Below are 12,664 nucleotides of genomic sequence, written 5' to 3'. Positions count from 1 at the left end.
GCGAGCCCTTCGTTCCTGCGCTCGCCGGTCTATGTCCGCGATCCGTGGGGCCGTGCGCTTGTCGAAAAGATCGATGCGGTGCGCAAGGTGTTGCTTGTCGGCTCGGGGCTCACGGCGATCGACGTCGCGCTGACGATCCAGGCGCGCAATCCGCACGCGCAGGTGACGATGCTCTCGCGGCGCGGGCGCCTGCCGCAAGTGCACCGTGCGGCTCCGCCGTACGACGGTGATTTCGGCGCGCTCACCGGTCGGGAATCCATCGTCGACATCAGCCGCTCCGTGCGCATGCACGTGCGGCACGCTGAAGCGAAGGGAAGCGACTGGCGATCGGTCTTCGATGCGCTTCGGCCGCATACGCAGCGCGTCTGGCGAGAGCTCTCGCCAAATGCCAAAAAGCGTTTTCTCCGGCACGCGCGTCCGCTCTGGGAAATCCACCGCCACCGCGCTGCCCCCGCGGTCGACGCAGCGATCAAACGCATGCAGGCGTCTGGCTTACTCGACGTGCGTGCCGGCCGCCTCACTTCGCTCTCGGAAAGCGCGGGGCGTGCGGTCGCAAGCTTCGTGCGTCGCGTGGAAGGTGACGCGGTCATCGTCAGTGCCGATCTCGTTGTGAACTGCACCGGTCCCCGCGGCGATTACGCCCGCTCCAACGATCCGTTGTGGCGCAATCTCATCGCCGGGGACGCGATCCGGCCCGATGCGCTGGGACTCGGGATCGATGTCGACGGCGCCGGCGCGGTCGTCGGCAAAGACGGATGCGCCTCGCCCCGAATTTACGCCATCGGATCGTTGCGCCGCGGAATGCTGTACGAGTCCACCGCAGTGCCAGAGTTGCGGCAACAGGTCAAAGACCTTGCCGACGAGCTCTCGCGCCGGACCGCGCACGACAGCACGTTGGACTCAGCACGAGTGGGAACTGCCGCCGGGCCTGCGTAATAACCGCCGCCTAGTCGTCCACGACGGAGGTTCAACACCGATGAGATCATCGAATCGCATCGCTATTTCAGCGGCGCTACTTTGCGCTATTTCCGCCGGCGGGTGCTCGAGCGCCACGACTCCGGCAGTTCACGAGCGTTCGGCAGCGCAATCGCGGCCTGCGATGCTCGTCCCGCCGTCTGTGGTAGCGTCGAAACGCGTCATCTACTACTATCAGACGCAATATAGTCAGGGAAACTACCTCTCCTTGTCGCCGATCTGGACGAAGCTGAACCCCGCCAACAACAAACCGTACGTCACCGATTTGATCGTCGCCGCCTTTCATCTCGGCTACGACAACCAAGGGGCTCCCTACATCCATCTGAACGACAATCCACCCGGCGATCCGATCTTCGACGTCATGTGGCCGGAAGTAGCCACCCTTCAAGGCTACGGCGTGACCGCGCGGATGATGCTCGGCGGCGCGGCGCAGGGCTCGTACAAGGACCTGTTCGGACAATGGAAGATATTCTATCCGATCCTGAAACAGACGATCGTGCAATACAAGTTGAACGGCATCGATCTAGATGTCGAAGAGTCGGTCTCGCTCTTTGACATCCGAAAATTGATCGGGAGGCTGCACACCGACTTCGGCAAGAAATTCCTCATCACGCTGGCGCCGGTGTCGTCGGCGTTATCCGGCGGCGCGAATCTTTCGGGCTTCAATTACGATCAACTCTACCATAGCCCGGAAGGCGCGGACATCGCGTGGTTCGACGCGCAGTTCTACAGCGGATTCGGCTCGCTTGTCTCCACGACCGACTACGACAAAGTGGTCGCTCATGGTTACCCTGCCGATCTCGCTGTCGCGGGCACGATTGCCAATCCGTCGGATGGATCCGGCTATCTTCCGATCATCACGGTCAAGAGCACGGTGAAACAGCTCGTCGCGAAGTATCCGGATTTCGGCGGCGTATTCGCTTGGGAATACTTCAACGCTCTGCCCGGCGGGCCGGCGCATCCGGCGAAATGGGCGGTCTTGATTTCTAACGCGATGAGCCACTAACCACCCGCGACGAGCGCCTCGCGGTTACTCACCCCCTCGATTGGGAACAAGCATGGCGTGCAGACCACGCAGGATTTGGGACATGCTGGCGAGGCTCTTCCTAAGACGCCGGTGGCTAGGCGCCGCGCCTTAGTATTCCTCAACGCAAAGGCGCGCAGCGTCGCGCCGAACGTCCAGCGCGTGCTCGAAGCGCTTCGAAGCCGCGATATCGACGTCGTCAGGTCGGTCATTCGAAGCAGGTCGGCCATCGCAAACGCCATTCGCGAACACCGCGATGACGTCGACTGCGTTATCGTCGGCGGCGGTGACGGCACGCTCAACGGGGCTCTTCAGGGTCTCGTCGGCACCGATCTCCCGCTTGGATTGCTGCCGCTCGGCACGGCGAACGATCTGGCAAAGACTCTTGGCATTCCCAATGACCTGGATGAGGCGTGCGACGTGATCGCCCAAGGGCATTCGCGCCGCATCGATGTGGGGCGCGTCAACGACGCCTACTTCTTCAATGAAGCGAGCGTTGGACTGAGCGTGGCGCTCTGCCGCGCGTTGACCAGCGAAGCGAAGGCTCGCTTTGGCATACTGGCGCTCTTGTACAATGCGGTCGTTTTGCTTTTCAGGATGCACCGGTTCCGCGCGCACGTGCGGGTGGACGGCGGCGATGAATTCGATGTCAAGACCCTCCAGCTCACGCTGGGAAACAGCCGCAACTTCGGCGGATTTGTCGCAAGCGACGAAGCCGAGATCGACGACCGCCTGCTTGACTTTTACAGCGTGGGATTCGAACATGGATGGACGTATTTCGACGCGTTCAGGGCGTTGCTGCAGCGCCGCTACGACGAGGCGCGAAGCGTCCATACCACGCACGGCAAGCGATTCGAAGTACGAACGCACAGGCCGAAGCGTATCGAAGCCGACGGAGAGATCGTCACCGCCACACCCGCTGTCTTCGAAGTCGTTCCCCGCGCGGTCGCAGTCTTCGTGCCGGCTCCGCCGGTCGAAGTTCCGCCGGTCGACGCTCCGGTATGAGATTCCGAAATCCGCGCCAGATGATGAGACCGTTTCGCATCGTGCGCAACGTCAGTTCGATATCGCTAGAGGAGCTGAGCGCCGAAGGTATTCGCGGAATCGTCATCGACCTCGACAATACGCTCATCGGCTGGAAACTGCTCGAACCGGCGCCCGAAGTGGCCGCCTGGGTACGCGAGGCGCTCGATCGCGGCTTCGCGATCGCGATCGTATCAAATAACGTGCGCGCGTGGGTCAAGAGCGTGGCCACGCTTCTTGGCATCATCACGTTCGTGCACACTGCGCTCAAGCCGCTTCCGTTCGGCGTCATCCGCGCGGTCAGGCAGTTACGCGTCCGGCGAAAAGAGACCGTGGTCATCGGCGATCAACTGTTCGCCGACGTCCTCGCTGCAAAACTGCTCGGCATCCGCGCGATCCTGACCGAGCCTATCGTTCCTCACGAGCATCGTGCGATGTGGCCGATCCGCGCGATGGAACGTTATATGCTCCGGCAGACCATCAAGCGGCCTCAGTGAAGCGACGGTGGACCATCGCGGCGATCTCGGTGGCGACTGTGATCGTCTGCTGGCTCGCGCTCGCGAACTACTATGGCAGTCACACGCAGCCGACCGAACTACCCCCGCTGATTCCGGTCGGATCGAGCGTACCTCGCGCGACGCTCCCCCGGCCGGCGCACGTCATCTTCGTCATCGAGGAGAACAAAGCCGACACGACGATCATCGGCAGCAGCAAGGCTCCGTATCTCAATGGACTGGCGAAATCAGCCGCCTTGTTCGCGAAAGCGACGGGCGTCGCCCATCCAAGTCAGCCGAACTATATCGCGTTGTTCACGGGCCGGACAAACGCCGACGCGGATTCTTGTCCGGAGAAGGACCTCCCGCCATCGCAACCCTCGCTCGGAGGCGCGCTGATAGCCGCCGGGTTCTCGTTTGCCGGATATTCCGAAGATCTGCCGCATCCGGGATTTGCCGGCTGCTTCAGCGGTGAGCTGAACGAAGGATACGCCCGCAAGCATTCGCCCTGGGTCAATTTCAGCGATGTGCCGGCGGCAGACAACCTTGCATTTGCTGCGTTGCCGAGTCTGAATCGATTGCCGACGGTCGCATTCGTCATCCCCAATCTCGCCCACGACATGCACACCGGCAGCATCGCGGCCGGTGACGCGTGGCTCCGTCGAAACGTCGCGCCGCTCATCGATTGGGTGCAATCGCACAATTCATTGGTCATTATCGCCTGGGACGAGAGCGACACGCTGATGGGCAACAGCATTCCGCTGATCTTCATCGGTGCGGACGTGAAGCCGGGCGTCTACGACGAACCGGTAGACGACTACCGGGTGCTCCGAACCGTCGAAGATTTTTACGGTTTGCCGTATTTAGGATACTCGGCTAATGTGGCGCCGATCGAGGATGTTTGGAGGCAGCCCGCCGGGCCGGCGCGCTAGCCGCACGTTCTTGAACCTTGCCGATGACTTGTTCTATACGGCGCACGCGCGTCTCGATTTGTTTCGCCGCTTGAATCCTATCGACGTTTGCCTAGAACTTTTGCGAGATCGGCCGGCACGTCGACCGTGCGAACTTCCGTATCAAGTTCCAGGGTGATCTCGATCCGCCCATGTCCACGAAAGTGGTGCGATAGGCGTGACGGTTGACGGTGGCTTGACCGGCACACGCCGGCGCGGAGCGAATGCCTCCATGACCTTTTCGTCGAAAACTTTTGCTTCACCGCCCCGGCATGTCTCCGTTTTCGGGGTATACTGTTTGCATGAGTGCCACATTCGACAAAATAGACCGCGCGATCGTCAAATGGATGGCCGCTAACGGCATCACCGTTTTGCGGCTAAGTCTTGGCATCGTCTTTTTCTGGTTCGGCGTCTTGAAATATTTCCCAAATCAAAGCCCGGCCGAGAAAATGGCAAGCGATACAATTCTCGTGCTGACCTTCGGCCACATCGGACCGCACGTGAGTCTTCCAATTTTGGCGACGTGGGAATGTCTGATAGGTCTCGGGTTGATCGCCGGCGTCGCCAAACGCGTCACATTGTTCTTGCTTTTCGCGCAGATGTTGGGAACGCTGCTCCCATTGTTTTTCTTCCCGTCGCAGACCTTTGAATCCATTCCGTTCGTGCCGACCCTCGTAGGACAGTACATCATAAAGAATCTCGTGCTCATCAGCGCAGGCATCGTGATCGGTGCGACGGTCCGGGGCGGCGCCGCACGCGATCGCGTCTGAAAATCCGACGAGACCGCCGTTCGTTCGTTTCGCCGAAGCGTCCGATTCAGGTGCTCACGGCCCGCAATGGATGTGACCGTACTGGAGTCCCGAAAATTGTATGACTCCGAACGCGGCGGCTGCGAAGAGCGCCGACAGCAACCAGCGTTGCCGTACCCATGGGTACCACCTAATGAGCAAGCCGATCACGACGCCCAACAGCGGAAGCCAAACCATAAGACTGACGAAGAGTTGAAACGAGAGCGTCAAGACGGCAAGCACGATGATCACTGTGTTGCGGTTCTTTGGATCTATACCGAGCGACATAGGACTCGCCGCGACGATGAATGCCGGTACTGCCGCGAAGAGACCGTAAAGCTCGGCGATCCCGACGGCGTTCATCGAAAGCAGGAGACCGATCAATTTGTCTGTGTCTAACGACGGCATGCACGGCCGGTTGCCGCCCGCTAAAATCCCCTCAACGCACAGAGCGGAGCCTGCTGCGGCGCGCCAGCCGTCGATCCATTTCCATCGCGGCGGCTCTTTCTTGATCTTGCGTTTCTTAGGCACGACGGTAACTTAGCGGCGACCGCCGCGTTCTCCGCCGAGCGCAGCTGCGCTACGGGATGACTCGCGAGGACTCGTGCCTAAAAAATTTGTTGATAACCGGATGACGGTTGGGATCGGTTCCCGCAGCGAGTGGATCGACTCCGGGCTGAGCGACCATGTGCCGCATTTTGCGGACATTGTATCAGTCACGTAGACAAATCGTCAGCGCATCAAGCGAACTAGCCCAGACTTTATCTGCGGTTGTTATCGATCCGGAACTCATACGTAGCAGAAAAGTGGCTGACGACCGGCAAACCGTTCATTGTTGCCACGCTGTAAATGGAACTTCGGGCTGCAGCAATTGCAGCATCGTCGAGCGTTTTCACGCCCGACGACGTCAGCACTTCGGCATCTCTTACACGTCCATCGATGTCGATCGTAACTCCTACGATCGTCTGACCTTGACGTCCGGCGTTGACTGCATTGGACGGATAGGCCAGCGCAGTCATTGTTGTGACTCGCGTGAAAACAACATCCACCGCGGCGACCGCGTTTAATGCAGGTACCAGTGACCCGCTTAGTTCGAGCGCGCCCAAGTCGCCGTGGCCGGCCGGAGTTGCTCCTCTCGCCGGTGCGATATCCCTTTGGATACCTACCGCAGCCGCCGAACATGGGCGGACTTCGTCACTGCCCGGCTCGGACTCTGCAGTGACTTCAATTGATGAAAGCGATCCGCCGTCTATTGAAAATGCTAAACCCGCCCATTCGTTCGGTTTCGCTTTTACAGTTGGGATGGCGCCTTGAACTTCGAACTGCTGCAATTGACTGCCGTCCGACGCAAGCGCTGCGATCCGCGCATCAATTGCTTTACCGTCGCTCCTCGAAATATTGAAACCGTACACAGTCGTGGACTTCGCGGAATCGGATCCGAGCGCAAACAAGCTCGACACGGTGACAGCGCAATCGGCGCTCGCAACCGTTGGGCCGGCCAAAATTCCGGCGAAGGCGAGACTCGCGAGGATGTATCTCCGTCTTAAGTTGTGCACCACGTCGTCTTCTCCGCGACCATTTTCGAGCCTCTGTTCGCAACAACGAAGAAAACGAGGCCGCCTTGCGGCAGCCCCGTTTATGTAGTCTAGCGCGGCGCTAGTGAGGGCGCACTGAGATGTTCACCTTGGGAACCGGGCGAGTGAACGCTTGTGCGTGTGGCATGAACGCTTGCGCTTGCGTGGTCGTCATCTCGGCCATCCGCTTCCCTGCTTGTCCGAGTGCCGGCGCGTAGATGTGATAGTCGAAGTTGAGCGTTCCGTTTCCGGCTTGCGTTTCACGCACGACGAACCCGGTCGGGCTCTTGCTTGCGATGTACAGGCCTTTCGTGTCGCCATCGGGCGTGAGCATGACTTGATACGCTTTGCTCATGTCGATCGAGTTGGCGAACGTCGGGTCGAGCTGGACGGTGGCCACGCCGCCGACGAGCCGTGCCGTGCCGTTGTCTTCGACCGTGGGCGAAGTCGTCGTCGTGCCGAAGCCTACCGCGATTTTCCCATCACGCGTCTTGGAGAAATTGCTGAGACCGCCGTGGTAGAACAGATCGCCGTTGCCGTTCACGAACATCAGGTCGTTGCCGTTCAGGTCGGTCGCCACGAGCGGGAATCCGCCGGTTCCCGCCGGAGCGCGACCCATGGATCCGATGTACGTGCCTCTGATGTCTCCGCCGTTGCCGTTGCCGTTATTCGCATAAATGCCGATGCCGCCGAACGTGGTGGCGTCGATCGCGTCTCCCGTGCCGCCAAGTGCAGCCACAGCCGTAGCAGAACTTTCGGAGATGGCAACGATCGCGTCGCCGCTGCCGCTGGCTGCGAGGAGCCCCTCGGACGGTCCGCTGGAAAATGCTTCCACGCCGATGTTGTTCACGCTCTGACCTTCAGCGCCGATGCCATTGGTGCTGTAGCCGAAGGTGCCCCATGCCGACGAACTGCTGCCGGAGACGCCGGTCGAGCTAGACGAAACGCCGTTGACGCCAAAGCCGTTGACGCCAAAGCCCGATACACCGTTACCATTCTTGGTCGAAGATCCGATGACGCCGGAGCTGAACGGCGAACTGTTCGTGTTGCTGCCCTTGACGCCGGCGCCGATGCCTGAGTTGCTGAACGTCTTGCAGGGGTTACCGCTGTTGCAGTTGGTGACGGACATCGGGTTGACTTGCGATTGATTGCCAGCCGCGTGTGCCGGCCCGAGAGCAAGTCCGCCCGCGAGAATGCCAGAACCCGCGACGACTACCGCCGCCATGAGAACCGGACGAATGGATTTGAACTGCATTGGATTCTCCTCACGTTAAAGATGTGCGGCATAATTTACGATACCAAATGGTCTCGAGGGCCGACACGCAACGGAGTCTATCATCCATGCGTCCGTCATCCGTCCGAAATGGACGTTGGGAGTCTTGCACGGAAAAATAGCTTAGAGCCCGGGCGTGTACTGAACCGTCCAGTGGCCTTGCACGCCTCTCGGGTCTACCGACTATGGAGCGGGGTTCGGGCTCGATTGATTTTGCAGCATCCACCACCGCCAAAGCGCGACGGCAAACAAGACGTTCAGCACTAAGCCCACGATTCCGACCTCAACGCCGTAGGTCGCCTTGTCCGCGATTCCGAGAGCCCCGACTCGTGTTCCAACGCCGAATAAAGCATATGCGCCGCCGTTCCAAAGGCCATGGCTCACGCTTGTCACGATCACCGAGCCGGAAATAGCACGTAGGAGTCCCCAAATGGCGCCCAAGACGGCAGCATTCGCGATGAAGATCGGAATTTGAGTGGGTGGCAATGTGTAGCCCTTGGCCAACGTGACTTCGGAAATGTGCCACAGCGCAAATGCCACGCTTGTCCACACGACGATGTTCAATATTTTCAAACCGGAGCGTTCGAGTGACGCCCACAGCCATCCGCGAAAAAAACCTTCCTCCGTTAAAATGGCGACTGGTATCGTGCCTGCTGCGTTTATCGACACATTGAGGACGGCCTTTCCCCAATCGGTGCTTGCGGTATGCGTTTGACCGGCCATCACGGCGATCGCCGCCGCTATACTCAGCACGATCAATGGGAAAATGACAGCCAGACCGTAGTCGGCCCATCGTCCCCAGACGAACCCCACTTTGGTGCGGGGCAGCCGCTCCAAGTACCAAAACAGCGCCATCAGTGGAAAGAGCGGAAGGGCGCTGAATACAGTCAGGCCCGTCGCGTCCATTGTCGCCGTGATCGCGATTGCGATCAGAACACCCGACAGAGGTCGAATCACATTGCGCATATCGCGCAGTTAGCGACCGCTCTATCTAAGTCTTGTGCGATGGCAGTCGAGTGGCACTTTTACCGCCCCTGGCAGACGCTCGCTATTTCCCCGGTTGCGGCACGATGCGAATATAGGGCTTCGGCGATTCCCAGCCTTGCGGATACGTCTGCTTCGCTTCCTCGTTCGAGACCGAACCGGCGATGATCACGTTCTCGCCGTTCTTCCAATTGACCGGCGTTGCAACCTTATGCTTCGCGGTGAGCTGAAGTGAATCGAGCACGCGGAGCACTTCGTCGAAGTTGCGGCCGGTCGTCATCGGATAGACGAGGATCAGCTTGATCTTCTTGTCCGGACCGATGATGTACACGTTTCGCACTGTGTAGTTGTCGGCCGCCGTGCGCTTCGATGCGTCGCCTGACGTTTCCGCAGGCAGCATTCCCCAAGCCTTCGCGATCGCGAGATCGGTGTCGCCGATCATCGGATAGTTGGGCGCATATCCTTGTGTCTCTTTGATATCAGCGGACCATCGCGCGTGATCGTCGATGGGGTCGACGCTCAAGCCGATGATCTTGGTATTGCGCTTGTCGAACTCGGGCTTTATTTTCGCCATGTAGCCGAGCTCGGTGGTGCAGACAGGCGTGAAATCCTTTGGATGCGAGAACAGCACCGCCCAGCCGTCGCCGATCCAATCGTGGAAGTGGATCTTGCCTTCGGTGGTCTCGGCTTCAAAGTCGGGGGCCGTGCTGCCAATCGTGAGTGCCATTGCGAATCTCCGTCAAGTAATGCCTAGTGGTAGAAATACGGATCGAGTACTTTCACCTCGCTGACGGTGTCAACCGGCAGCCCGTTCGACTCTGCCGCGATCCGGATCGCCTTCTCGTCCGGCCCGTCGTAGATGCAGTACGTCTTTTTCTTGTCGGTCGAGACGTATGAGTGAACCCAAGAGACGCCCTCATGAAGATTGTTCTTGACGACATTTAAGCACGCCGTCGCACCTTCATTGGACATTGGGATTTCTAACCCATTCGGAAAACTGCGCTCGACTAAGTATCGCGGCATCGGAATATCCTCCGGTTTGTTGTCTTGTGAGAAGTTATTTTTCGGTGCGCGGTCTTTTCCACGTTGCGTGGCCCGATGCATCCCGGGTTCGATGCGGCCGATTTAACGAGATTTTTATTATCGCACGTGCGTGCGCGTCGCGGACATTATGAACCTTGGAGGACTGTACTATTTGATTGCTTTCGGTCATAGGACCCAAGAATGCGGCGGTGGTAATTCGATCGGTCATAACTACGGCCTGAAAGCTTCAACCGTATTCAGGACGTCGCCGCTATAGCCGCCGACTGCATAGATTGTGCCATTGTGGACGCCTGAGGCGAGCGCGAATCGCGCCGTCGGCATGGCAGCCTTGGCGGTCCAAGTGTTTGTCGCGGGATCGTATGCCTCTACCGTATCCAAATAGTTCCCGACCCCTTCACCGCCGATGGCATAGAGCTTGCCATTCGTGACGCTTACCGTTAGCCCAAAGCGCGCCGTGGGCATAGCGGCTCTGGACGTCCAGCGGTTCGTCGCGGCATCGTATGCCTCAACCGTATTCAGCGGACCTCTGCTTCCCAATCCGCCGACGGCATATAAAATACCGTTAACGACACCCACGGCTAAACCCCAACGCGCGGTCGGCATTGGATTCTCGGTAGTCCAAGTATTCGCCGCGGTGTCGTACGCCTCGACCGTTTTGAAGACTTGGTTCCCGTTGTTGCCGCCGACGGCATAGAGTTCGCCGTGAACGACGCCAACCGCCAGGCCGGAGACCTTATGTCGCATGTCCGCTTTTTTCGTCCAGGCATCCGTCACAGGGTCATATGCAAAAAGAGCGTCCGAAGCGCCTCTCTTATCCGCACCTCCGGCCGCATAGAGAATTCTGCTGATGGCACATGCGGCCAGATAAACGCGCGCTTTCGGCATCGGTGATTTGGTAGTCCACGTATCCGTCTCTGGATCGTAGGCCTCAAATGTGTTCACGATTTCGTTGTTCGTGTCTGATCCGCCAACAGCATAAAGCGTGCCGACGACGACGGCCGCTGCCAAGGCAAGGCGCGCCGTCGGCATGGGTGCCTTGGTGGTCCAGCTCTCGCTCCCGACGGAATGCCGTATCTTTCCGATGCCGGCCGCAGTAGAATGAGGAGCCAGAATCGGATTCGAGGCACTTGAGCAACCGGAGCCGACCGAGATAAACGCGACAACAATCGTGGCGTAAACACTGGCAGATTGACGACGCAAAGCGTAACTCCCCGTCATGAGCGATTACGAGCCAGAAAACTGGGGTGACGCTAGATGTGACGTTGGGCGCGTGCACACCTATGCTTCGATTAGGTATTGACCACCATGTGCGGATGTTGGAGCGCTTTTCGCACCGGTGTTCGCGAGTAGCTAGCCATCGCTCTCGAGAGCGAGCGCGAACTCGTTGGAACGGCGCGCTCGGACGCCGCCATCGGCGATCTCTTTGCCTCACGACGAGACGAGCGTCGGATCGAGAACTCTTGTGTTAGGCACGTCACGCAGTGGCTTCGCAACATCTTCACGGGCTCGTCATAGGTACTTCTACTACGCCGTCCAGGTCCTTCACATCACGGTGGCGGTGTATCACAATCGGTTCGGCCGACGCATCGTCAGCGATCGTTTACCGATATACCAATTGTATGCTGCAAGTCCAAAGAACAATCCACGACGACTATCCCGCAATGGGGCTACGCTCTTTCGAACCCGACCGACGGATGCTCTCGCACCATCGAGCAGAAGCTATCCGAGGTAACGAGCAACGCATTAATTGTGCGCAGAACAGCGCGGGTTATGGGAGGGCTGTCATGTCGCTCCCGCCCAATCACACGAGGCGCACCGAACTCGCGCTCTTCGCGTTCGATGTCATGCTCATCAGCTTCGATCTCGCGCTCTTAACAAACGTGCACTAGACCGGTTTCTCAAGCCTTCGCCTGGCTCCGCAGATCCCGAATCTGCAACTCCTTCACCGTGCTCGCACCGTTGTTTCTGGATGTACCACTTCGTGTCACCGTGCGTCATTTGTGAGTGATCGCGCTCGACGGTATATTCTCACAGCGTATCGCGTTTTGCCATGTTGAATCACCCGTAGTGGTGACTTGCCGCGCCGTCACCGCCAGCGATCGCCGGGCGCTTTCAGGTAGCGCGCGTAGACATAAGTCCACGGCATGGCGATGTACACAAGCACGACGAGCGAGCAGGCGTATAGGTTGGGCACGATCGACTCGTCGATATGCCCCGCCAACCACTGCGGCAACGCGACAATGCCGAGCCAAAGCGTCTTCCAGATCAACTCCCAAAAGAGTACGGGGAGCATCTTGAGTGGATAGCGCAGTCCGAGCAGGCACAGAAACCAAAAGGCGGCGAGCACACACGAGACGATGCCCTCCAGTAAATCCCATCGTCTTCCAGGATTCAAGATGTCGGGCCAAATTTGTGTGCCGAGGCCGACCACGATAAACAAGTACAAGGCCCGTAAGACGTACAGACGAACCAGCGAAACGTCGTTCGTCTGCGGGATAGGTTGTATGATCGCCGACAATTGCAACTCCTTACTTA

General features: G+C 59.0%; 14 protein-coding genes. 6 read left to right on the top strand and 8 right to left on the bottom strand.

Annotated elements, in window-relative coordinates; translation table 11 throughout:
• From VII69_11235 to VII69_11210, 6 genes are all read left to right on the top strand, one after another.
• Positions 1-936, top strand: a 936-nt coding sequence (locus VII69_11235) for a hypothetical protein (GenBank protein ID HEY5095682.1), incomplete at its 5' end; no start/stop codon positions are given.
• A gap of 40 nt (positions 937-976) precedes the next feature.
• Positions 977-1,981, top strand: coding sequence for a hypothetical protein (locus VII69_11230; protein HEY5095681.1), 1,005 nt, complete (start codon positions 977-979; stop codon positions 1,979-1,981).
• 111 nt (positions 1,982-2,092) lie between these two features.
• The gene (locus VII69_11225) at positions 2,093-3,004 is read left to right on the top strand and encodes a lipid kinase (GenBank protein ID HEY5095680.1); all 912 of its coding nucleotides are present in this window, start codon (positions 2,093-2,095) and stop codon (positions 3,002-3,004) included.
• A gap of 20 nt (positions 3,005-3,024) precedes the next feature.
• Positions 3,025-3,519, top strand: a complete 495-nt coding sequence (locus VII69_11220) for a YqeG family HAD IIIA-type phosphatase (GenBank protein HEY5095679.1) — start codon at positions 3,025-3,027, stop codon at positions 3,517-3,519.
• On the top strand, positions 3,459-4,448 hold the full coding sequence (locus VII69_11215; GenBank protein ID HEY5095678.1) for an alkaline phosphatase family protein: 990 nt from the start codon (positions 3,459-3,461) through the stop codon (positions 4,446-4,448). Before VII69_11220 ends, VII69_11215 begins: the two co-directional genes overlap by 61 nt.
• Before the next feature lie 320 nt (positions 4,449-4,768).
• Positions 4,769-5,236 carry a DoxX family membrane protein gene (locus tag VII69_11210; protein ID HEY5095677.1) on the top strand — a complete coding sequence of 156 codons (468 nt, stop codon included), beginning with the start codon at positions 4,769-4,771 and terminating at the stop codon, positions 5,234-5,236.
• 54 nt (positions 5,237-5,290) lie between these two features.
• Here VII69_11210 and VII69_11205 read toward each other — a convergent pair whose 3' ends face one another.
• From VII69_11205 to VII69_11170, 8 genes are all read right to left on the bottom strand, one after another.
• Entirely contained in the window at positions 5,291-5,785 is a 495-nt protein-coding gene (locus tag VII69_11205) for a hypothetical protein (protein HEY5095676.1), read from the bottom strand.
• Positions 5,786-6,015: 230 nt separating this feature from the next.
• Positions 6,016-6,666, bottom strand: a complete 651-nt coding sequence (locus VII69_11200; protein ID HEY5095675.1) for an energy transducer TonB — start codon at positions 6,664-6,666, stop codon at positions 6,016-6,018.
• A gap of 244 nt (positions 6,667-6,910) precedes the next feature.
• Positions 6,911-8,083 carry a hypothetical protein gene (locus VII69_11195; protein ID HEY5095674.1) on the bottom strand — a complete coding sequence of 391 codons (1,173 nt, stop codon included), beginning with the start codon at positions 8,081-8,083 and terminating at the stop codon, positions 6,911-6,913.
• A gap of 201 nt (positions 8,084-8,284) precedes the next feature.
• On the bottom strand, positions 8,285-9,058 hold the full coding sequence (locus tag VII69_11190; protein HEY5095673.1) for a CPBP family intramembrane glutamic endopeptidase: 774 nt from the start codon (positions 9,056-9,058) through the stop codon (positions 8,285-8,287).
• A 91-nt stretch (positions 9,059-9,149) separates the two neighbouring features.
• Positions 9,150-9,812: a peroxiredoxin gene (locus tag VII69_11185; GenBank protein HEY5095672.1), complete on the bottom strand. Its 663-nt coding sequence runs from the start codon at positions 9,810-9,812 to the stop codon at positions 9,150-9,152.
• A gap of 23 nt (positions 9,813-9,835) precedes the next feature.
• Positions 9,836-10,108 (bottom strand): DUF4242 domain-containing protein, encoded by a 273-nt coding sequence (locus tag VII69_11180; GenBank protein ID HEY5095671.1) that lies wholly within the window; start codon positions 10,106-10,108, stop codon positions 9,836-9,838.
• Between the two features lie 231 nt (positions 10,109-10,339).
• Positions 10,340-11,158: a kelch repeat-containing protein gene (locus VII69_11175; protein ID HEY5095670.1), complete on the bottom strand. Its 819-nt coding sequence runs from the start codon at positions 11,156-11,158 to the stop codon at positions 10,340-10,342.
• A gap of 1,057 nt (positions 11,159-12,215) precedes the next feature.
• Positions 12,216-12,647 carry a hypothetical protein gene (locus tag VII69_11170; protein ID HEY5095669.1) on the bottom strand — a complete coding sequence of 144 codons (432 nt, stop codon included), beginning with the start codon at positions 12,645-12,647 and terminating at the stop codon, positions 12,216-12,218.
• Positions 12,648-12,664 lie beyond the last annotated feature (17 nt).

The organism is Candidatus Eremiobacteraceae bacterium (assembly GCA_036511855.1).
GTDB lineage: Bacteria > Vulcanimicrobiota > Vulcanimicrobiia > Eremiobacterales > Eremiobacteraceae > JABCYQ01.
Note: the sequence above shows the minus strand (reverse complement) of the source record. Positions and strands in the feature narration are given on the sequence as shown.

Coding starts and splice junctions, on each gene's coding strand:
- VII69_11185 (HEY5095672.1), bottom strand. CDS start 9,812: ATGGCACTCACGATTGGCAGCACGGCCCCCGACTTTGAAGCCGAGACC.
- VII69_11180 (HEY5095671.1), bottom strand. CDS start 10,108: ATGCCGCGATACTTAGTCGAGCGCAGTTTTCCGAATGGGTTAGAAATC.
- VII69_11220 (HEY5095679.1), top strand. CDS start 3,025: ATGATGAGACCGTTTCGCATCGTGCGCAACGTCAGTTCGATATCGCTA.
- VII69_11175 (HEY5095670.1), bottom strand. CDS start 11,158: ATGCCGACGGCGCGCCTTGCCTTGGCAGCGGCCGTCGTCGTCGGCACG.
- VII69_11210 (HEY5095677.1), top strand. CDS start 4,769: ATGAGTGCCACATTCGACAAAATAGACCGCGCGATCGTCAAATGGATG.
- VII69_11230 (HEY5095681.1), top strand. CDS start 977: ATGAGATCATCGAATCGCATCGCTATTTCAGCGGCGCTACTTTGCGCT.
- VII69_11195 (HEY5095674.1), bottom strand. CDS start 8,083: ATGCAGTTCAAATCCATTCGTCCGGTTCTCATGGCGGCGGTAGTCGTC.